27 protein-coding genes and 1 tRNA gene are annotated in these 19,013 nt (G+C 39.7%); 13 read left to right on the top strand and 15 right to left on the bottom strand.

Annotated features, from left to right (window positions below):
- Nucleotides 1–319: 319 nt before the first annotated feature.
- From PY092_RS10330 to PY092_RS10310, 5 genes are read left to right on the top strand one after another with little or no spacing between them, the layout of a single operon-like run.
- On the top strand, nt 320–808 hold the full coding sequence (locus PY092_RS10330) for a PRTRC system protein E (protein WP_094998899.1): 489 nt from the start codon (nt 320–322) through the stop codon (nt 806–808).
- Nucleotides 808–1,026 carry a PRTRC system protein C gene (locus PY092_RS10325; RefSeq protein WP_275615773.1) on the top strand — a complete coding sequence of 73 codons (219 nt, stop codon included), beginning with the start codon at nt 808–810 and terminating at the stop codon, nt 1,024–1,026. The genes PY092_RS10330 and PY092_RS10325 overlap by 1 nt, the downstream gene beginning before the upstream one ends.
- A 36-nt stretch (nt 1,027–1,062) precedes the next feature.
- Entirely contained in the window at nt 1,063–2,106 is a 1,044-nt protein-coding gene (locus PY092_RS10320) for a hypothetical protein (protein ID WP_275615772.1), read from the top strand.
- Between the two features lie 2 nt (nt 2,107–2,108).
- On the top strand, nt 2,109–2,816 hold the full coding sequence (locus PY092_RS10315) for a hypothetical protein (protein WP_275615771.1): 708 nt from the start codon (nt 2,109–2,111) through the stop codon (nt 2,814–2,816).
- A complete protein-coding gene (locus PY092_RS10310; protein WP_275615770.1) occupies nt 2,806–3,585 on the top strand; it encodes a PRTRC system ThiF family protein in 780 nt (259 codons plus the stop codon). Before PY092_RS10315 ends, PY092_RS10310 begins: the two co-directional genes overlap by 11 nt.
- A 34-nt stretch (nt 3,586–3,619) precedes the next feature.
- On the opposite strand, the gene PY092_RS10305 is transcribed toward PY092_RS10310, so the two are convergent.
- The 9 genes from PY092_RS10305 to PY092_RS10265 form a co-directional block, all read right to left on the bottom strand.
- Nucleotides 3,620–3,937, bottom strand: a complete 318-nt coding sequence (locus PY092_RS10305) for a hypothetical protein (protein ID WP_275615769.1) — start codon at nt 3,935–3,937, stop codon at nt 3,620–3,622.
- Nucleotides 3,938–4,058: 121 nt separating this feature from the next.
- A complete protein-coding gene (locus tag PY092_RS10300) occupies nt 4,059–5,045 on the bottom strand; it encodes a type II toxin-antitoxin system HipA family toxin (RefSeq protein ID WP_275615768.1) in 987 nt (328 codons plus the stop codon).
- Entirely contained in the window at nt 5,042–5,374 is a 333-nt protein-coding gene (locus PY092_RS10295; protein WP_275615767.1) for a HipA N-terminal domain-containing protein, read from the bottom strand. Before PY092_RS10295 ends, PY092_RS10300 begins: the two co-directional genes overlap by 4 nt.
- Before the next feature lie 9 nt (nt 5,375–5,383).
- Nucleotides 5,384–5,590: a helix-turn-helix domain-containing protein gene (locus PY092_RS10290; protein ID WP_275615766.1), complete on the bottom strand. Its 207-nt coding sequence runs from the start codon at nt 5,588–5,590 to the stop codon at nt 5,384–5,386.
- A 400-nt stretch (nt 5,591–5,990) separates the two neighbouring features.
- The gene (locus PY092_RS10285) at nt 5,991–7,016 is read right to left on the bottom strand and encodes a CBASS cGAMP-activated phospholipase (RefSeq protein ID WP_275615765.1); all 1,026 of its coding nucleotides are present in this window, start codon (nt 7,014–7,016) and stop codon (nt 5,991–5,993) included.
- Entirely contained in the window at nt 7,009–7,386 is a 378-nt protein-coding gene (locus tag PY092_RS10280; protein ID WP_470300425.1) for a type II CBASS E2 protein, read from the bottom strand. Before PY092_RS10280 ends, PY092_RS10285 begins: the two co-directional genes overlap by 8 nt.
- A gap of 104 nt (nt 7,387–7,490) precedes the next feature.
- Entirely contained in the window at nt 7,491–8,729 is a 1,239-nt protein-coding gene (locus PY092_RS10275; RefSeq protein WP_275615763.1) for a nucleotidyltransferase domain-containing protein, read from the bottom strand.
- 136 nt (nt 8,730–8,865) lie between these two features.
- The gene (locus PY092_RS10270) at nt 8,866–9,021 is read right to left on the bottom strand and encodes a hypothetical protein (RefSeq protein WP_275615762.1); all 156 of its coding nucleotides are present in this window, start codon (nt 9,019–9,021) and stop codon (nt 8,866–8,868) included.
- Between the two features lie 53 nt (nt 9,022–9,074).
- Nucleotides 9,075–9,200, bottom strand: a complete 126-nt coding sequence (locus tag PY092_RS10265) for a hypothetical protein (protein ID WP_262509855.1) — start codon at nt 9,198–9,200, stop codon at nt 9,075–9,077.
- Between the two features lie 145 nt (nt 9,201–9,345).
- Here PY092_RS10265 and PY092_RS10260 point away from each other — a divergent pair, with 145 nt between their 5' ends.
- Genes PY092_RS10260 through PY092_RS10245 form a run of 4 tightly spaced genes read left to right on the top strand, consistent with a single transcriptional unit; the run spans nt 9,346 to nt 11,597 of the window.
- On the top strand, nt 9,346–10,029 hold the full coding sequence (locus PY092_RS10260) for an RNA polymerase subunit sigma (protein ID WP_275615761.1): 684 nt from the start codon (nt 9,346–9,348) through the stop codon (nt 10,027–10,029).
- The gene (locus PY092_RS10255) at nt 10,016–10,360 is read left to right on the top strand and encodes a hypothetical protein (protein WP_275615760.1); all 345 of its coding nucleotides are present in this window, start codon (nt 10,016–10,018) and stop codon (nt 10,358–10,360) included. Before PY092_RS10260 ends, PY092_RS10255 begins: the two co-directional genes overlap by 14 nt.
- The gene (locus PY092_RS10250) at nt 10,347–11,135 is read left to right on the top strand and encodes an ImmA/IrrE family metallo-endopeptidase (RefSeq protein ID WP_275615759.1); all 789 of its coding nucleotides are present in this window, start codon (nt 10,347–10,349) and stop codon (nt 11,133–11,135) included. The genes PY092_RS10255 and PY092_RS10250 overlap by 14 nt, the downstream gene beginning before the upstream one ends.
- A 24-nt stretch (nt 11,136–11,159) precedes the next feature.
- Nucleotides 11,160–11,597 carry a hypothetical protein gene (locus tag PY092_RS10245; RefSeq protein ID WP_275615758.1) on the top strand — a complete coding sequence of 146 codons (438 nt, stop codon included), beginning with the start codon at nt 11,160–11,162 and terminating at the stop codon, nt 11,595–11,597.
- A gap of 208 nt (nt 11,598–11,805) precedes the next feature.
- Here the strand turns inward: PY092_RS10245 and PY092_RS10240 are convergent.
- Nucleotides 11,806–11,879, bottom strand: a tRNA-Met gene (locus PY092_RS10240).
- Between the two features lie 210 nt (nt 11,880–12,089).
- On the opposite strand from PY092_RS10240, the gene PY092_RS10235 reads away from it, so the two are divergent.
- On the top strand, nt 12,090–12,473 hold the full coding sequence (locus PY092_RS10235; protein WP_275615757.1) for an START-like domain-containing protein: 384 nt from the start codon (nt 12,090–12,092) through the stop codon (nt 12,471–12,473).
- Between the two features lie 54 nt (nt 12,474–12,527).
- On the top strand, nt 12,528–13,373 hold the full coding sequence (locus PY092_RS10230; RefSeq protein ID WP_275615756.1) for an aminotransferase class IV: 846 nt from the start codon (nt 12,528–12,530) through the stop codon (nt 13,371–13,373).
- Here the strand turns inward: PY092_RS10230 and PY092_RS10225 are convergent.
- From PY092_RS10225 to PY092_RS10205, 5 genes are all read right to left on the bottom strand, one after another.
- Nucleotides 13,370–13,930: a YqgE/AlgH family protein gene (locus PY092_RS10225; RefSeq protein ID WP_275615755.1), complete on the bottom strand. Its 561-nt coding sequence runs from the start codon at nt 13,928–13,930 to the stop codon at nt 13,370–13,372. The genes PY092_RS10230 and PY092_RS10225 overlap by 4 nt on opposite strands.
- A gap of 119 nt (nt 13,931–14,049) precedes the next feature.
- Entirely contained in the window at nt 14,050–14,322 is a 273-nt protein-coding gene (locus tag PY092_RS10220; RefSeq protein WP_014034238.1) for an HU family DNA-binding protein, read from the bottom strand.
- A gap of 176 nt (nt 14,323–14,498) precedes the next feature.
- Entirely contained in the window at nt 14,499–15,461 is a 963-nt protein-coding gene (fmt, locus tag PY092_RS10215; RefSeq protein ID WP_275615754.1) for a methionyl-tRNA formyltransferase, read from the bottom strand.
- Complete coding sequence (locus PY092_RS10210; RefSeq protein WP_275615753.1) at nt 15,442–17,334, bottom strand: RecQ family ATP-dependent DNA helicase; 1,893 nt, start codon at nt 17,332–17,334, stop codon at nt 15,442–15,444. The genes fmt and PY092_RS10210 overlap by 20 nt, the downstream gene beginning before the upstream one ends.
- Nucleotides 17,334–17,897 carry an AAA family ATPase gene (locus PY092_RS10205; protein WP_275615752.1) on the bottom strand — a complete coding sequence of 188 codons (564 nt, stop codon included), beginning with the start codon at nt 17,895–17,897 and terminating at the stop codon, nt 17,334–17,336. Before PY092_RS10205 ends, PY092_RS10210 begins: the two co-directional genes overlap by 1 nt.
- 88 nt (nt 17,898–17,985) lie before the next feature.
- Between PY092_RS10205 and PY092_RS10200 the strand changes: the two genes are divergently transcribed.
- Nucleotides 17,986–18,273 carry a DUF493 family protein gene (locus PY092_RS10200; RefSeq protein WP_275615751.1) on the top strand — a complete coding sequence of 96 codons (288 nt, stop codon included), beginning with the start codon at nt 17,986–17,988 and terminating at the stop codon, nt 18,271–18,273.
- Between the two features lie 82 nt (nt 18,274–18,355).
- Entirely contained in the window at nt 18,356–19,006 is a 651-nt protein-coding gene (locus tag PY092_RS10195; protein ID WP_275615750.1) for a DUF4290 domain-containing protein, read from the top strand.
- Nucleotides 19,007–19,013: the final 7 nt, after the last annotated feature.

Raw genomic sequence — 19,013 nt, 5'->3', positions numbered from 1 at the left:
TTTGGTTATGTATTTAGGCGAGCCCAAAATACATTTATTTTTTTATTAGTAAAAGTCTTACTTATGCTAAAGATATAAACCCTATTGCGTTTAACTATTTCATATCCTTTATTGGAATATAGCGCCCTATCGGGCGCTTTTTTTGTGGATAGGGAGAAAGAAGATAAGGGTGGATTTTAGCCTGTTTTTCCGTGGATTCTCATTGGTATGGGCGTATCTTGAAGGTGAGTTAAGGAAGGAGCGGGGCAAATTCATGCGGTTTATACCAAGCCCCGCTTCTAATTAAAATAGTTTTTTAAGAACAATAAATACCGTTACTATGACAGACTTTTTTTCAACATTACGGCAAACGGGAATCGAACAATTTGGCATCAGTATTTCCTTTAATGAGGATGTGGTAAGCGTATCTCTACTGCCCAAATCGAGTGCCAAGGACAAGGCACTTCAATCCCTAAAACCACTTACCCTGCGTGGAAACGTAACGGAAGTGGACGAGAAATTTTTTCAAATCCTTCAAAAACCTTTGGAGCAGACCAAGGCACTTTTCAGGAATACCGTGGCTTTCGAGAAAACCTTGGCGGAAACCGAACAAAAGACACAACAGGCCAAGAAGAAAAAAGAATCTACTTCCAAAAAGGCGACCGAGTTAAAGCAACTTCTGAAAGAGAAGGACTTTAATCCCATGAGCGACCATAAGAAGGCAACTGACCTTGCCAACCAAATTTTGAAGATAGACGCGAGCCACAAGGAAGCTCAAAAGGTCATCAAGGATATGAAAGCATACGAATCCCCTAAACTTTTTCAATAATGGAAATCGCAACAATAGAACGTAAGTACATCTACCAAAACGGAAACAACAACTCCATCGTTTTGGATGATTTGGATAGCCTATTGACCCATCAGCAAGTGATGGAACACTATTCACAGATCTATGCCGAACTGACCAACGCCAATATTATGGACAAGGGGATTGTCAATGGTTATCATGAAATCCATTTCAAGACCTTGGCGGGAACAAAGGGATAGACCAATGAACGTAGACGAATTTCTAAATAACGAAAAATGGACCCACAAACCGACACCCTTACGATCGAAAGAACTCAAAGAGTTCCACGCCCAATTGTTCAAGGCGGTACAACAATCCCATTACAGGTTCGGAACACAAAGACCAAAAGTCCTGCAACCAAAGGTTTTTCCATTTCTGACCTAAGCGTATTGCCCTTGCTTTCCAAACCGATACTAGAGGATGAATCATCGGTCGATACAAAGGCACTTGCCAGTTTAATAGTGGATGCGACCCGAAACTTTTCGGGAAAGATTGACGATTGGCGGTTTTCAGCATCCGATAGCTTGGATGATTTGATATTGCGATGCGCCAATCATTTAAAAGAAAGAGCTAAAATAGACCATATCGAAGTTTTATGGGAAGATTCCGATTTGCGCTTGGTTTTGAAACGCCATATCGGGAATCGTAGCACGGTCTATTGTATTCCGTTGGAATCCGTTATGCCCCTGCGATGGAAAAACCCCATGCTTTTTGATATACTGATGTCCTTCATCAAAAGCCTACCCTATATCAACCTTTTTCATACGGGCGAGGATAGGGTGGACTGGCTCTGGGAATATCTTTTCGAGGAAGAAGCCTACCACAGAAAAAACGGTAGTGTTTTTGGGAATTGCAATTCGGTCAGGTTCTTCGGTCGCTACCAAAAGCTTTTCAATGAATACGAACCACAGGATTGGAAATCCCTTTTGCTAAAATACCGTCCTCGCAAGTCCCTGCACAAACGAATCAAGGAACTGTTATCAAAAGCCGATACCATTGATTTTCAGGTGCCGTTCCGTATCGGAACACGGGATGCCTATGAAAGTATGTTCGAGCATTGGGAATCATTCCTGATTGTTGATGATGCGGATAGTGAATTTAGCCGTTCCTATATCGAAATGCTCAACGAATGTTCCAACGAATACGACATAATTTCGGCTTATGAACTTACTACGGTCGAAAAAGGAAACATTCAACCTTTCGAAGAAGGTTTGATCTACAATCTCAATCGGTTGGAAGAATTTCTCACCGATCTCAACGAACTTTTAAGACTACTTTGAACATGGAACAGATCGCTATTTTACAGCCCGATGAACACTTTCTTCCAAAATTCGCCATAATAGGCTACTCCCAAGAGGAAGATTATTACAACAGGGGACACTACTTTTCATATCACAACATCGTAGGGGCAAAGCTTACGGCAGGGATGCCGTTGACCAAAGATACCGCCCGAAACCTTTTTAGGTGTTTAGAGGGCGATTTGATAAAGTTCCGTTTTAAGGGAATGTTGCCCAAGAACCTTATCCATTTCGATTTCAAGGGAAATCTCCAACTGGTATGGTACGTCCATCCAAAACAGCACACCCTGTATTTCGATACACGAACGGGAATCGCTTCGGGAAATTATCCCTTGCCAAAACTGGTTTTCAAACTCGAAGGAAATAACCTCAAAGTCTTTGCCCTTCATCGAAAGGATAAATTGACCGACACTATACCATTGTACCACGCACCCTTATTGAACGTAGGAAAGCAAGGAAATGTATGTATGGGCAACGCCTCGATGGATTATGACGGCTTCGAATATTACGAGGACATCATGGGGTTTGTCGAGCTGCAATTTTTTCGTTCCGTTTTCACGGCAACCCATCACAACCACATTGCAAAAGGGAACATTGTCGATGTCATGAAACGGAATTTTGGGAAAACATCGTTTGATGATGGGCTATTGAATGAAAACAAATTGATTTTAAAGGATTTATATGAAGACTAGAATACACTTTGCGCCCAATTATTTCTATAACCCCACCCATCCAATTACCATTGCATTGATTGGGGTGGGGGGAACAGGGTCATTGATGCTGGCACGGTTGGCAAGGATGGATTTTGCCTTGCGCCAGATCGGACAACCAGGGTTGCACATAATCGCTTATGATTCCGATGTGGTGGAAAACAACAATGTAGGCAGACAACTCTATGCCCTTAGTGATGTAGGGGAGTATAAGGTTGTCAATGCCGTCAATAAGGTTAATATTGCCTTTGGTCTGCAATGGGAGGGTATTCCTATGGATTCACTGCCTAATGGCGAGGATATTCGGGCGAACATCATCATCACTTGTGTGGATAATGCCCGATTTAGAACACTGTTATCAAAATCGCTTGAATTTCCCTTCAAAGTTTCGGAATATCAAAGCATGTTCTATTGGTTGGACATTGGAAATAGCAGGGATAGTGGGCAATTCGTATTGGGAACGTTGTTCGAGGAAGAACGAAAAACAGAACGGGAGGATTTTGAAATGGTGGAAAAACTCAAAAACATCATCGACTTTTTCCCCGATTTGGATGCGCATGATACGCCCAATTTGCAGGGTAGGGGATGTGCCTATTCCGACAAGCTGAACGAGCAATCGTTGTTTATCAATGATGTTTTGGTCGCCCATGCAGCCGATTGTCTGTTTCGGTTGTTGTACCATAAGCAAATTCAGAAACACGGGGCATTCGTGAATTTGGAATCGGGGAGGGTTAACCCGATTTTGGTGTGACCCTTAAAAAAAGGAACTATTGTACATTGGATATTTAATCCCTTTCCTCATCTATATTTTCTCCCAATTCAATGTGAATAGTGCTATCGTTGTTATTCCAGACCACTGCGATAACAATGGAGGCATCATCAAAAGAACATCGCTGCCCGCCATAAATCCATCTCTTGTATCTTTTTTTCAAGGCTTCGGTTTGCTCTACCTTTCTCTCTAAATGTTTATAATCTTGAGGGTCAATAAAGAGGCAATCTCCGATTCTAGGCACAAAGGGCATCTGAATCTCAAGTTGCACGGCCTTATCCATATAATCTTCAGCACATGGAAAGTGGACATAAATTGTGTACATCTCATTCATCTTCAAAGGATTTTAATTCTTCTATTTCGTTCATTCTAGCATGGAGTTGCTGCCAAACAAATTTTTGTTTGGAGTGCGTATTTTTTCAAGTAGAAGGTATGTTTGTTGGAATTTGTACCTATTACTTTCGATTTAGTTTTTTAAGCCTTGTTTGATACGACTGTAAATAATTTCGTTTGGAAGTATCACTTAGATAGGAAGCATCTATTAATTTTTCGACCGCTTTAGAATTTGACAGCAATTTGTCCAAGACCCCATCCAATTGGCCTTGGCCAATTTCTGCGTGTTCGGCAAGCGAAAGAAATTGTTGCATAACCTTGCCTTTGGACAAGTTCTTAGGTAACAGGCCGTCGTCTAACGCAAAATCGGAATCCTGTATATGCATTCGTGTATTGAGCAGGTCATAGGCAGGACTTAACCTGAAATCTCCCAATTCTGTTTCCAATAACGAGAAATTTTTGAAATGGGCATCCCCATTGGAAAAAAGATAATTGAAAACGAGTAGTCGGAAAAGTTTCGGTGCCTCCAATTGATAGGCAGGCAGGTATTTTTTCATAAGTTCGAACAATTCAAGATAATTGCACGAATATTTATAGTGTTCCCCATGGGTCTGGGGAGTCCTTCCCGCCAAGGAAGCAAAATCCTCTTTGGCAAGTTTTCTACCGCCTTTCTTTACATCAAATCGCTTGGTAATGTAGGCCGGTGTGCCATCTTTAAAAAATATGAGCGCATTTTCGGCGGTCTCGATATCGAATACCTGTCGTGCGATCTGCATCGTCAAATGCTCATTAGCAGGCATCTGGTCAGGATTTTTACCTGCACCGGGAATTGGTTTTAATATATAGGTTCCTTGCTCCCCTTCGTTAATAAGCCGAAGTTTATTTTTCTCCAAAAGGACGGAAAATTTTTCCTGTACCCCGGAAATCGAGATCCTTTTTCGGTTCTCAACAAAGAGTTCATCCGTAGCTTCGTTGCTGGCCGGGGAATCGTAGGGCAACATATGGTTTACCTTTCTTCCATCAAACACCCTTCTCAAACAGGTCGTGCTGTAGGTTTCATACCCCTCTGCCAAAGTGCCGGGACAATATTTTATCATCGGTAAACTCATATCGGTTGCTCAATTTTCTTTACGGTTATGGCACCAATCGTATCATAACGTGCCGTTGTCAGCAACAGGCCAAAGTAATCGTTTTGGTCTATCTTCATATGTCTGCACACTACCTGTTTGTTTGTTCCCTCTGGAAGCATATTATAAAAAAATGGGAACAGATGTTCGGAACGGTACTCCTGTTCGGTTTTGGGCAACGTTAGGCTTATGGACGGCTTTCCCGAATCGCCAAGCCATTGATCATGGTAGCGATACGTAAAACTTCCATCGTCATACTGGGTAAGTATGCCTGCTTCTTCTCCCTTAAATAATATTTTGGCCTGCCTCATATGATCAATTTAGAGCTTCTTTACCTCTAAGCATACCTCCATTCCCAATACATCCGCAATTCCATCCAAGGTTTCAAGGGTAGGGTTTGCCTGGCCACGCTCAATTTTATAGAGTGTGTTAACACTTACATCGGCGAGTTGGGCCAATTGTTGTTGGGTTACCCGTAGCGCTTTTCTACGTGCTTTAATGCTCTTGCCTATCTTCTTTTTTGACACTATAATGTGATTTAGGTGTAAAATTAGCTATAAAATTTAATATTTACAATAAAAATCACATTATATTGAGATAATAGGGTAAAATATTCGACAGAAATAGTGAACAGGGGTAAAAATCACATTATAATGTGATAATGGGGATTTTTTGAATTTGGAACTTAAGAGTCAAGACTTTTCAATTTACGAGAGTTATTTTGCCATAAATGATGGGGTTAACACTTTACAAAAAGCGGATTGTGTAAAGAGTTTTGCTTTTCTGAAGTATGTTTAAGGTTGTTCAACTATAATTTTGAACCAATGTTCAATTGGTGTAATGTGAAGAGTATATTAATCAAAGGCATTTGAATAATATTTTAATGCTAATCCTAGATACGGGTTTCGTTGTGGTTTGTATTTGAAATTAATAGAAATGTTTATTTAAAATTGAACTTCTATTGTGTTGGTATTTGATTGAAGCAAGTTCAGCGAAGTTCTTGATTTTGGTCGTATCACTTTCATCCATATCAATGTAATTATCCTCATTAAGTTGAACTTCGATTCGATCGTAGACAAAATTTGGATTTTCCTTTTCGGTTTTATCGATTCCTTGGTACAAAAGACTAATATAATTTGCTACAAGTTGCGACTGACTTTGCATAAATAAATCGATAAGCCTCAGGCGTTTATCTTTTCTCATCCAATAGTAAAGCCCCCATCTTTTTCGAGAATTACCATCAGTAAAATTTTTATATCCGGTACCTAAAGAGAGTATTTCCAAATCGGATATTTCAACTTTGAAAGCTTTAATGGCTTCCAAAAAAGCGACTAATGTTGGATTATTTGCCATTACCCCGCCATCAACTTTGTTTACGAAATCTTTCTTCGTTCCATTCAAGTCAACATACTCCGTCGTATATGGGTCAAAATAAGTTGGGGCGGCAGAAGTGGCCATTGCAACCTGATAAGCAGGAATATGATAATCTCGTTCAAACGCAGGATGGTATTTTGTTTTCAATACACTAGGGTTGCCCTGAATCAAATCGTAAATAGGGATGCAGACATGGGTTTTACAGTCTTTTAACCTTGGCTCAACGGCACCATTGGCTTCCTTGAATTTATTCCGAACCAATGTTTCAAGATGATCTCTTTCGTGAGCTGAACTACGGAATTGCCCAAATAAAAAAGACCTTTTATTTCCAAAGATGCTCTTCGCATTATCCAAATACAAATGATAAATTTCTTTCGCGGGAATACCAAGAGCCAAGGCAATAGCGATAATACCACCAGTCGAGGTGCCCGCAATCAGGTCGAAATGTTGATAGATCTTTGTTTTGCCATCCGAACGATTTTTCAACTCATCTTCCAATAGCATTAAGAACATTGCCGGAAAAACACCTTTTATCCCTCCACCATCAATGGATAATATTTTAAACTTTTTGTTATTCATCTTTTAATATTTCTGTAAAATCTTCATTTGGATATTCATTGTGGCCACCCCCATACCATTTTCCTTCAGGTAACCACAATTCATAAAAATATAGCCATTCACTCGCCCAAGGAATAATAGTGTCAACAATATAATTGTAACCACTCCATTCATTTCTGCTTGGCGAATACAAACAAAGTTGTTGTCTTTTACTATTATAGACGTGGGGTAACTTAACCCTGTTTGGTGCTATTTTGAGTTTTTTGTTAATCACATATGCTTTTACAGATCTATTCTGTTCATACCAAATCATAATATGGTATTTTTCACTTAAAGCAGAAGGCTGTATCTCTAAAATTATTTGAAAACTATTCCAAGTATTCTTTACAATTTGGGCAGCCGGGAAAGCAGCTTTTATTTTTTTAGCTGTTCGGAGGAAAGAAGCCCTTTTAATGTCCTTTTGCCATTTGACCTAAAATATCTGCTGCTCATTTTCTAATCACTACCTTCAAAATTATGGTTTGGCACCGATTTACCAGTACTTCCTAAAATCCCAGTACCAACAGCCATTTTTCTCTGCCCCATCTCTCTTAGCTTCCTATTCTTTTCTCCATAGGCGGCAAATGTTTTTTTGATAACATTATCGCCATATTGCGCGGAGAAAGATTCATTGAGTTTGTGTAAGCCTATATTCTGACTACTTTTAATTGTAGATAGATCATCCTCCAACTTGTCCAGCCAAGCATAAAAATATTCCTCTTTTTGAGGGACATCTGCCCATTTGTCGGCGAAATTCTCTTCGTCGTTAACCGGATTGCCTACCCATCTTTCCTGCTGACCCGTTTTCGGATTACGTCTGGTTTGAATATAGCTACGCATTCTACTTGCAATATTAACATAGGCATCAACGATATTCTCACTTTTATCGTATGCTCTGCTTGCCAGCGTAGTAATAATGACGGAAATAGGTTTGTTCTCACTATCGTACTCTTCTGAGGAAAACATGATGTCCCTGTGCCGTTTTAACAGCTGAATTGCCCTTTGCAAAGGCATTTTGCTCTTCTGATATGGTCGAACAGGATCAATCGATTCGCTTAGGGTAAACATTTTGGTTGAATTGTATATGGCCCTTTGGTAAAACCATTTGGCATAGCCGAAAGGGTTGCTTTTCATCCACCATTCTGTCTCGGTCATAATCGAATAGAAGACCTCTTCCTTATCGGTAATTCGGATTGCCAATTTATCGGTATCAAGATTTTGGCTATTGTTAAATGATTCACTCAACAATACAGTAAAGTTCTTATCCGAAATTGAAGGGAGGACATCTAAATGATAGTTAGCATCGTCTGAATATTCGAGTGTCCAACATCTTCTGCCGCCGTCTTTATCCTCTAGCATATCACTATAATTGGCATTCTCTTTAAGTCTATCGCCAACGGCTTCCTTTAAATGCTTTTGTGTCCAATGAGAAGGTTTCCCTTCCAATTTGCAAACAAGGTCTATGTCGATATCGTCTTCATCATTGATGGGTCTGATTATTGTTCCAAGCATAAAAGATCCTTGAGGAATTATCCTCGGGGAATATGGGTATAGCGGAGAACCCTCTTTAGAAAGCCAATCTCCGACAGCCTCGTAACTTTTTACCGCCGCTTTGTATTGGCTTTCAGAGATGTCCAGATTTTCGCTTAGAATCTCTAGGATTTCATTGATTTCTTTTTTGTAAATATCTATCATAAGAATTATTTATAAGTTTTATGGTCAATTTTTGAGCCATCCCATAGTCTTATTTTTCATATGACAAAATGACCCTATTAATATATTATTTCCTAAATATGGCAGCCTTGATACCAAGGCCACTATAATCAAGTTTCTAATTAGATTGCTCTAACATTGAAGCAATGCCGCCAATAACAACAAGAGTTGCAAGGCCAAACACGATAACTTTTGCAATATCGCCTCTAACATTCATACAATTGTTTTTATGACATACACTAAGCTCTCCCTTGGAGAAATTAATACTATTCATAAAATGAATTTAAGATTAAACAATCTCCATTTAGAGCTGTGGAGTTCCGCTCGTTACTTTCCCTTGCTGTCTTTCCTATTGCTTCTAATATGTTCCTTGACGGTTATCGTTTTGCCGCCTACTTTTCGTTTGTGCTCTGGTATTCTGTTGAACTTTTTACCTGATGAATCTTTCGCCATAATTTTAATTTTTAAGTTTGTAGGGATTTTCTTTATATTTGAATCTCCCCAAGAATTATTTACCAGCATTTTACTGTTTAAACCGTGGTTTTATGAGTGCCACTCACTCATATACCTTAATAGATATATCCGTTTTGGTATATAGATGAATACAGATACCAGTCAAGACATAGATTTTGAAAAAATGCCTAGCGTTGAACTGCTAGAGTACATTTCTTTTAAAGAAGAATTCCCCGCCGAAGCGCAGTTGGCCTTTGCGCAATTCTGCTATCGTTTTGAGAAGGATGTAAAAAGGAAATCTGAAATCTACTGCAACAAATATGGATATAACGAGGTCGTTGCTTTGGAAATAGCGAATTGCACATTCTCTAGGGTATGGAAGTACCCTACCTTCAAGAAAGAGAAAGCTAAGGCCAAAGACTTTGATAAGGCCATTCTGCTGTGGATGTATCCAATTTTGTATACCCAGATTATAAAATATGGAGAGCAAAATACTTGTGCGGAACCTACAGAGGAGGAAGATTTAAGTTTGGTCAATGATGCTGAAGAATTGGTTGAAAGATTAAATATAGATGGTGTTGAGGCCAAAAGGGAGATAGTGGCCAAAATGAAAACTATAGAGAGCGCCTTAACACAATTGACCGAGAAACACCGTATTATATATTTTACCTACCGAGCCTATCAAAAAGAAGGTAAAAAAGTCCCGAGAACCATTACCCGACTACTAAGAGAAAAACTCTCTTTGACCCAAAAGTCCGTGAACACTTATTACGGAGATGCGAACAGACACGTTACGAACTACTTAAATATTATTAATGGCAAAGCCTAAAAAAATAGGATTAATCGAAATCGGGCACTTGGATAGTTGGTTGAGCTCCACAGGTTTTCTGTTTCCGAGTAGCGAACGAGAACTCGACAGATTTAACAAGCTGTATGAAGATTATAACTATAAGTTAGACAATACCTCCATTGACCCCATAGCTATAATCAACAGTACCTTCCATAGAGAACCCAAGGTTATCACTATGTTTGAGGAAGATATTGATGTTGAAATAGAAAGTTTACGAATGGTAGCCCGAAAGGGAAAGGAAAAACTACCACAGCATATCATTGATAAGATGCGTAAAAAACACGATCAGGACTCAAGTGATTCCAACTAAGCCAAGCATAAAAGAATTAGCGGAAACCATAGCATTGGAATATCAAGAAAAGGCAACGCCACTTGATAGCATAATTGATGATGAAGGTTTAGCTGTTTACTATGATTCCTATGGCAAAGATACTGTAGATGGAATGACATTTTATGAAAATGGAAAATTCTATATACATTTAAACACGGACTTAGGGAATAAACCAAACTCGGCAAAAGGTAGATTCACTTTGGCCCACGAGCTTGGACATTATTACATAGACTCCCATAGAATAGGACTGAAAAAAGGTCTACTGGAACCGCATCCCTCACGTACCAACCGAAAACAATTCAATCAAATTGAAAGAGAAGCTGATTATTTTGCGTCTTGTTTGTTAATGCCGGAAGCTAGGTTCAAAAAAGATTGCTACCGTAAGGAATTCAGCATAGAGCTTATCGATTTTTTGAAAGACGAATATAATGTCAGTAGGACGGCCTGTGCTTTTAGGTTTGCGGGAATTGGCAATCATTCTATTATGATAATCTACGGCGAAAATGGGAAGGTGATTTGGAGACATTGTAGTGAAGACTTTCCATACAAGTATTTGTTATATCAAAATAGAGTTGCACCGAAAACTGTAATGGGCGAGTACTTTGCAGAAAGTATTGAAAACCTATTCAAAAAAGAAGAAATCTGGGCTGTCGACATATTCGACTACGTAAAAGATGATGATTCACACAGGAAGTTCTTTGAGCACTGCATCTCCTATAAGGGTAGAGCCCTCAGTATAGTTTGGGAGGAGTGATATGAAGTTGAAATAAAGGATTGTATGAGTAATAAGTCAATACAGAAAATTAGGGAGCAAAGAATTCAGATGAATTCTCAAATCGATAAAATTTATGACTCCGTTAAATCTTTAATGACTATTAGAGAAGAGGCAATACAAATATTAGAAAGATTTGAGGATCTTGATTCAAAGAAAAAAGATAAGCTACAAGAAGAACTTAAAACTCGAAGGCTAGTTCATTCATTGGATAGAAAAATCGAAGATGCAGAAAGGGCTTTGGCTAATGCGGTTTCAGATAGATTTAGTTTAAATACAGATTTTCTAAGCGTTCAGCTGCTAGAGTTAAGCATTCGATTTCAAGATCAGACAATAGCAAGCAAAGAAGCTTCAAAACGGCAAAGAAATCTTGCAAGGGCGATTGTAATAATTGGGGTTTCTAGTTTACTAGTGACCATATCTCAATTATTTAAGTTGATTTAAAAGTTCAAAAGAGCGAAACTCTTTACAGAATGTGTCTTTCGTAAAGAGTAAAATAGCCACTCATCATTATTTACATAAAGAATAACAATAATTGAGTCTTGAATTGACTCGTTAGTAATAGACAAGTAAAACACCAAAATGTTTTACCTATGTTTTACCTAACAAAAAAACCCAAGATTTTCATCTTGGGTTTTTTATCATCAAAAAGTAGCGAGAGGGGGACTTGAACCCCCGACCTCTGGGTTATGAATCCAACGCTCTAACCACCTGAGCTACCTCGCCATTTACTTCAATATTTCAATTTTGTCCCCGGGTTATGAATCCGACGCTCTAACCAGCTGAGCTACCTCGCCATGATTTCGCTAAGCGGGTGCAAATATATGTTTAAATTTTCGCTGAATCAAAATTCATGATTAATTTATTATTTGATATTTATTTTTATATCTTCCCAAACTATACTAAAGTTAAAAAAACGATTTAAAGAACACGACAATGAGTGATAAGGTTAAATTTGAACTGGAGTTTGTGATCCAGGCGTCGCCTCAGTTGCTTTACCAATATATTTCCACTCCCTCGGGACTATCTGAATGGTATGCCGACAACGTTAATTCCCGTGGAGAAATTTTTACATTTATTTGGGATGGTGCAGAAGAGAGAGCTAAACTGCTCAAGCGAAAAAGTGAGGAATTTGTAAAACTTGCATGGGAAGAAAACGAAGATGATACCTTCTTTGAAATGCGCATTATAGTTGACGAAATAACAAAAGATGTTTCCCTTTTCATAACAGACTTTGCTGAAGATGACGAGGTCGACGAAGCAAAAATGCTCTGGGAAAACCAGGTTTCCGACCTTAAACAGGTTCTTGGTTCAACCTAGTCTGATTCTCAAGTAAACCGTATCTTTGGTCCCGATTTAAATCGGGACTTTTTTATGGTCAATTACAATGGAGAGCTTTTAGCTGCGGATAAAGCGATTTTTACACAAAGCAATAGGGCGTTCAGGTACGGCGATGCCCTTTTTGAGACGGTTCGTTATGTAAATGGAACCCTCTTTTTTTGGGAAGACCACTATTTTAGATTAATGGCTTCTATGCGTATTCTGCGTATGGAAATTCCCATGGAATTCACTTTGGAGTTTTTGGAAGAGGAGATTAGTAAAACCATTGCCTCCAATAATCAGGAAAGTGGTGCGATCCGGGTTCGTTTAACTGTTTTCAGGAATGAAGGTGGGCTCTATACGCCAAGCACCAATGATGTATCCTACGTTATTGAAACGGGAGCTATGGAATCTCCTTTTTTTATCATTGAAGAAGGAAATTACGAAGTGGAATTGTTCAAGGATTACTATGTGAACAAGGATATGCTTTCCAACTTAAAATCAACCAACAAAATACTGAATGTGGTGGCAGGGGTGTATGCCCAAGAAAATGGCTATGCCAACTGTTTGTTGGTAAACACTGACAAAAAAGTAGTTGAAGCTATAAATGGAAACCTATTTTTAGTGAAGGGCAATGAAATCAAAACCCCACCCTTGAGTGATGGTTGTTTAGATGGTATTATCCGTAAAAATCTTATGAAAATCATTGCAGGTTCCGAAGAATACGATTTGGTAGAGGATTCCATCTCTCCTTTTGAGCTTCAAAAAGTGGACGAGCTGTTCATTACCAATTCCATCATGGGCATAAAGCCTATCAGCAAATACAGGAAAAAGGAGTATGATACAAAAGTAGCGAAGAGCTTGGTAGGCAAATTGAACGCCAAGGCTCGAATCGGTTAATTGAGCGAAGGGTTTTCGGGCGCATTGGACCATAACAGATAGTTACCGCCCAATTCAACCATTTTTTCTTTCCAAAAGGCATTGGCCGCTTTTTCCAGAATGCTGCTTTCATATTCATTGGGCAAAACAACCCACGATTTTGATGAAAGTTCTTGATCTAATTGGCTGGTTCCCCATCCAGAATACCCTAAGAAAAAACGAATATCCTGTTCGGTAATGGTTCCACTGTTGATGAGCTCAACGGTCATTTCAAAATTGCCGCCCCAGAAAATCCCATCGGATATCTCGATACTGTTTTCAATAAGTTCAGGGACTTTATGTATAAAATAAAGATTGTCCTGCTCCACAGGGCCTCCGTTGAATACCTGAAAAGGGATGGTAATATCGGAAACCAGATCACAGATGGTATAATCGAGAGGTTTATTTAAAATAAAGCCCACCGAACCTTCGTGATTGTGTTCGGCAATAAGTACAACGGACCTGTTGAAAGAAACATCACCGGTAAGTGAAGGTTCCGCAACAAGTAAATTCCCTTTTTTAGGCTTTTGACTTACCATTTACATTTCTTCTTGTACTTAAATTTAACATATTATTCAAAATATGCAAAAAACAAAGTGCATATAAACTAAAAAAGCACCCCAAAAGGAGTGCTTTCGTATATTAAATAAATAATTGATTAGTTTACTGCACCGCTCAATTCAGCACCTGCTTTGAACTTTACAACGTTCTTAGCGGCAATCTTAATAGTAGCTCCAGTTTGTGGATTTCTACCTTCTCTAGCGCTTCTTTTAGAAACTGACCAAGAACCAAAACCTACCAAGGAAACCCTGTCTCCTTTTTTAAGCGTTCCTTCTACATTTCCCAAGAAAGATTCCAATGCTTTTTTTGCTGCTGCTTTAGTGATGCCAGCATCAGCTGCCATAGCATCGATTAATTCTGTTTTGTTCATAATGGAATTAAATTAATTGTTGTTAATATAATTTTAATGCTGAACAAATTTATATGGATTTGTGTCTCACGCAAGTAAAACCAAGGGAAATCAAGGTTTTTGTTGATAACTTGAAACGTTTGTTGATAAAGTGGGAAAAAAATGACAACTTTTCGCAGCCCAATCATAGCAAGGCTTTAGCGAAGATGTGCCCCATTTTTCAGATTTAACCCATTCAAAACCTCGTTGACCTGCATTCTTCGCTTACCAGGCAATTGCAATTCCAAAAGGGAAATATAGCCGTCTTTAACGGCTACCTTCAACGATTTTTTTTCTGCAATCAGCTTTCCAATACTGTGGTCGTGGCCAGCCTGTTCCATTTCAGTAGTAAAGATTTTCATGGGTTCGGCTTTTCCTCCATTTACCAACTCGGTCCAAGCACCGGGGTAGGGGCTCAATCCTCTTATATGGTTATAAATGTCCTTAATTGTCGCTTCCCAATCAATTCGGCAGGTATCCTTATGGATTTTTGGAGCGGGTCTAAGCGCTATATTTTCATCTTGTTTTTGTCTGGTGACCGTTCCCGCTTCAATCTGCTTGCAGGTATCCACAACCAAATGGGAACCTAGTTCCATCAATCTATCGTGCAAGGTACCCACGTTATCATCGGGGAGTATTGTTGCTGTTTTTTGAAGGATGATACTGCCCGTGTCTATTTTTTCATCAATAAAGAAAGTGGTCACGCCAGTTTCCGTTTCCCCATTGATTATGGCCCAGTTGATGGGTGCTGCACCACGATATTGGGGCAGGAGCGAAGCATGAAGGTTAAAGGTGCCATTTTCGGGCATTTGCCAAACGGCTTTCGGTAGCATTCTAAAAGCGACCACTACTTGTAAGTTAGCTTCCAGACTTTTGAGCTCTTCCAAGAAAGCCTCATCTTTTAAATTGGTGGGCTGTAATACCTTTAGGTTGTGTTTGACCGCAAATCGTTTTACGGCGGATTCTTGAACCTTACGACCGCGACCTGCAGGTCTGTCAGGTGCAGTAACGACACCGACTACGTTAAAATCAGCTTTTAAAAGCTGTTCAAGGCTGCCCACGGCAAAATCCGGGGTGCCCATAAATACGATACGAAGTGAATTATTTTTTGATGTACTCATTCTTAAAGTTTAGGGAGACCAACTCATCTTCCAGAAGTCTTTCCAAGGTTTTTAATAGTTCTTTTTCATTGGCCCCGATGGCTTTTTCCAGCTGTCGGGAGGTATGGGGTCGAATTGCCAAGAGATCTATGATCCTTTTCTCCAAATCATGGGGAGAGACCTCTACTTTTTTCTTGATACAAATATCGCATGTGCCACACTTTTCAGCGGTCTTTTCCCCAAAATAATTCAATAAATAAACACTACGGCATACCTTTTTATTGGAAATGTACCCCAACATGGCTGCCATGTTGTTCTGCTTTACCTGATTAAAACCCTTGATTTTTTTAGCGAACAGGTTAATGGTGTGATCATCTTCACGGGGCACCAAAAAAGTAATTTCCAGATCAGAGGTATTGTTTTGATACTCTGCAATGTTATCGTCTGAGAGTTGCTGTAGTATTTGTTTTAACCGTTCCTCGCTTGTGCCCGTTTTTTGGGAGAGCATGTACAGGTTGATTTTGGTCTCGTAATCGGTAATGCCTCCGTAGGTCCTCAAAATAGTTTGGATGATGGGGGCTGTTTTCCTGTTTTTGTCCAGATAATTAAAAATCTCAGCCTTGGAGGCCACAAATTGAAGCGTGGTTTTCTCCTTAAAATTCTCGGCAAGTGATAGCACGGAATTCTGGTCAAGAATACGGATGGCATTAAAGGTCATGTTGGGATTGAACTCGTATCGCTTACAAAATTCGTTGAATTTGAATGCCAGTGGTTCGGAAATAAGTTCGCCGTAGGATATCTGAAAGTAATTGTTGAGCTTGGAATATACCTTTTTAACGAAAGCCACATCGGGCAATGTGGATAAAAATTGTTGTTTCGCCTTATCCTCATCCTCATTGGAAGTTATGATGATTGCAGTGGATGGTTTCCCGTCGCGTCCAGCTCTTCCTGCTTCTTGAAAATAGCTTTCCAAGCTATCGGGTATCTGATAATGTACGACCAACCGAACATCGGGCTTGTCCACTCCCATACCGAACGCATTGGTGGCCACCATGACCCTGACTTTTCCACTTAACCAAAGGTTGAGTCTTTCCTCTTTATCCGATTTTGGAATACCTCCATGAAAAAAGGAGGCTGAAATTCCATTCTTGCTCAAAAACTTGGCCAGCGAAATGGACATCTTTCTAGAGCGTACGTATACAATGGCGCTTCCTGGGATTTTTCCCATGTACTTTTTGAGTTGGTACAGTTTATCTTCAGAACGCTTTACCCTAAAATCAATGTTTGAGCGAGAGAAGGAATCCTTAAAAATAGCGACATCTTCCAATTCCAAATTCTCTACGATGTCATCAACAACCCTTGGTGTGGCTGTTGCTGTCAGGGCAATCATTGGGGTGTTGGGGACAAGCTCCTTTAAAATGGAACACTCCAAATACGCAGGTCTAAAATCGTTTCCCCATTGCGAGATACAATGTGCCTCATCTATGGCGATAAGGTTCACGTTCATCTGTTGGATACGCTCCCTGACAATGGTTTGCTGCAAGCGTTCGGGGGACAGGTACAAAAATTTATAGTTGCCATACAGGCAATTGTCCAATAGATCGTTCAACTCGCTGGGCGGTATGCCTCCCGTTAAAGCAATGGCTTTGATACCACGCTTTTTCAATTGGGCAACCTGGTCCTGGATGAGTGCCACCAAAGGTGATACCACAATGCAGATGCCCTCCATGGCCAGCGAAGGCACTTGATAGCAAACGGATTTGCCGCCACCTGTGGGCATCAAGGCCAGAACATCTTGCCCTGAAAGAACGGTGTTGATGACCTGCTTCTGGGATCCCCTGAAATCATCATAACCCCAAAATTGTTTTAAAATGCTTGTGATGTCCTTGTGCACTATAATTTTTTAAGTGTTTCCAAAATAAAATCAATCCGATTTAGGACTGCATCTTTTGGCACTTCGATGGGGTTATAGCCAAATTGTGTATAGGTTTTCATCAAAGAATGATGAATGCTCTCTGCTTCTTCAAAGGTCTCCATTCGTTCATTGTCGGAAACATAAATCTCTTTCCAAGGAGGAACAATAAAAACCGAATCGTATCTATGGTCTTCGCAATGCGAAATAAAAAAGTTGTCGTATTCCTGACCGAAAAAGTCCATATAGGCCAATACATCGGGGATACCACGATCAAAAAAACTAATCGGTGTGTCCATCTTGAGGGATGCCTTGTAGTGGGATGTCCTGCCCTCCAACAAATCTTTGTTGAACTGGAGCGCATCATCAACAAATACGAGCGGGTTGGAAATATAATCCTCGGACTGACCTTCCTCCTTTGCCTTGGAGGTCATGTCCCTAATAATCTCATGAAAGCAATGAAAACCCTTGCTCTCCAATCCATTTACTATGGATGTTTTCCCTGTTCCGGGTGCTCCCGTTATAACTACTTTACTCTTGCCCAAAGACCTTGAATTAATGCTACAAAGTAATGAAATCGCCAGAAGGAAAAAAAATTGATGGGTAAGCCATATATTTGTATAAAATTGAGGTATGGATAAGAAAGACACAGAGGAATTCTATGCAAAACTTAGGGAGAAGTTGTTGGAGACCACAAATTGGCCTTCCGATTATCTCTACAAATTCATAGTGCCGACGGACGAAGAACGTATTGCGCAGATCCATGGGATTTTTGACAATACAGGTGCTGTGATAGAATCCAAAAAATCAAAAAAGGGTACCTATACCAGTCTTTCCATTATGGTTCATTTGGAAGGCCCCGATGAAGTCATCCACAAATACAAGGAAGTTTCGGTTGTGGAAGGGGTTATTTCACTCTAAACCCCTTGTTTGCCATAATTTTATTAATTTGCAGGCGTTATCGGATTGACTTTCCAATTATCAAATTTCTAAACACATTAGTTTGAACGAAGTATATAACCTAGAATACAATACAGAGCGTCCAAAGCTTTTTATACCAGAGTACGGTCGTCATTTTCAGAAAATGGTGGATCGTGCAGTAGCCATTGAGGACCGTGATGAGCGCAACAGAGTGGCCAAGTCCATCATCAGCGTGATGGGAAATCTACAACCGCACCTAAGGGATGTTCCAGATTTTCAACATAAGCTTTGGGACCAACTGTTCATTATGTCCGATTTTAAATTGGACGTGGACTCCCCGTTTCCAATTACTTCAAAAGAGGTCTTGCAGCAAAGGCCGGAACCTTTGGAGTATCCGCAGAACCATCCGAAGTACCGTTTTTATGGAAACAACATCAAAAGGATGATCGATGAAGCCGTTAAATGGGACAAAGGAGATATGAGGTCTGGTCTGGAATATGCCATTGCCAACCACATGAAAAAGTGTTATTTGGTTTGGAACAAGGACACGGTGGAAGATACCGTTATCTTTAATCACTTGAAAGAGCTAAGTGACGGACAAATAGATTTGGCCAAAAGCGATGAGAGTTTGACGGAAAGCGGACAGTTCCTTAAAAATAGGCCCAGTAGGTCTAACAAGTCCAACAATAACCGTGGTAAAAAAGGACAAAGAAGTCGCAAAAAACGATACTAAACTCCAA

Origin of the sequence: Flagellimonas yonaguniensis (assembly GCF_029193885.1) — a bacterium.
Lineage (GTDB): Bacteria > Bacteroidota > Bacteroidia > Flavobacteriales > Flavobacteriaceae > Flagellimonas > Flagellimonas yonaguniensis.
The sequence above is the reverse complement of the archived record's forward strand: the minus strand, read 5'-3'. Positions and strand labels throughout refer to the sequence as shown.

Bases quoted from the DNA above. Each gene is read 5' to 3' on its own strand.
- PY092_RS10295 (WP_275615767.1), bottom strand. From the start codon at position 5,374: ATGAGGCAGGCCAAAATATTATTTAAGGGAGAAGAAGCAGGCATACTT.
- PY092_RS10200 (WP_275615751.1), top strand. From the start codon at position 17,986: ATGGATAAGAAAGACACAGAGGAATTCTATGCAAAACTTAGGGAGAAG.
- PY092_RS10270 (WP_275615762.1), bottom strand. From the start codon at position 9,021: ATGAATAGTATTAATTTCTCCAAGGGAGAGCTTAGTGTATGTCATAAA.
- PY092_RS10310 (WP_275615770.1), top strand. From the start codon at position 2,806: ATGAAGACTAGAATACACTTTGCGCCCAATTATTTCTATAACCCCACC.
- PY092_RS10220 (WP_014034238.1), bottom strand. From the start codon at position 14,322: ATGAACAAAACAGAATTAATCGATGCTATGGCAGCTGATGCTGGCATC.
- PY092_RS10300 (WP_275615768.1), bottom strand. From the start codon at position 5,045: ATGAGTTTACCGATGATAAAATATTGTCCCGGCACTTTGGCAGAGGGG.
- PY092_RS10265 (WP_262509855.1), bottom strand. From the start codon at position 9,200: ATGGCGAAAGATTCATCAGGTAAAAAGTTCAACAGAATACCAGAGCAC.
- PY092_RS10330 (WP_094998899.1), top strand. From the start codon at position 320: ATGACAGACTTTTTTTCAACATTACGGCAAACGGGAATCGAACAATTT.
- PY092_RS10255 (WP_275615760.1), top strand. From the start codon at position 10,016: ATGGCAAAGCCTAAAAAAATAGGATTAATCGAAATCGGGCACTTGGAT.
- PY092_RS10230 (WP_275615756.1), top strand. From the start codon at position 12,528: ATGGTCAATTACAATGGAGAGCTTTTAGCTGCGGATAAAGCGATTTTT.
- PY092_RS10305 (WP_275615769.1), bottom strand. From the start codon at position 3,937: ATGAATGAGATGTACACAATTTATGTCCACTTTCCATGTGCTGAAGAT.
- PY092_RS10285 (WP_275615765.1), bottom strand. From the start codon at position 7,016: ATGAATAACAAAAAGTTTAAAATATTATCCATTGATGGTGGAGGGATA.
- PY092_RS10260 (WP_275615761.1), top strand. From the start codon at position 9,346: ATGAATACAGATACCAGTCAAGACATAGATTTTGAAAAAATGCCTAGC.
- PY092_RS10325 (WP_275615773.1), top strand. From the start codon at position 808: ATGGAAATCGCAACAATAGAACGTAAGTACATCTACCAAAACGGAAAC.
- PY092_RS10315 (WP_275615771.1), top strand. From the start codon at position 2,109: ATGGAACAGATCGCTATTTTACAGCCCGATGAACACTTTCTTCCAAAA.
- PY092_RS10225 (WP_275615755.1), bottom strand. From the start codon at position 13,930: ATGGTAAGTCAAAAGCCTAAAAAAGGGAATTTACTTGTTGCGGAACCT.
- PY092_RS10235 (WP_275615757.1), top strand. From the start codon at position 12,090: ATGAGTGATAAGGTTAAATTTGAACTGGAGTTTGTGATCCAGGCGTCG.
- PY092_RS10245 (WP_275615758.1), top strand. From the start codon at position 11,160: ATGAGTAATAAGTCAATACAGAAAATTAGGGAGCAAAGAATTCAGATG.
- PY092_RS10320 (WP_275615772.1), top strand. From the start codon at position 1,063: ATGGACCCACAAACCGACACCCTTACGATCGAAAGAACTCAAAGAGTT.
- fmt (WP_275615754.1), bottom strand. From the start codon at position 15,461: ATGAGTACATCAAAAAATAATTCACTTCGTATCGTATTTATGGGCACC.
- PY092_RS10275 (WP_275615763.1), bottom strand. From the start codon at position 8,729: ATGATAGATATTTACAAAAAAGAAATCAATGAAATCCTAGAGATTCTA.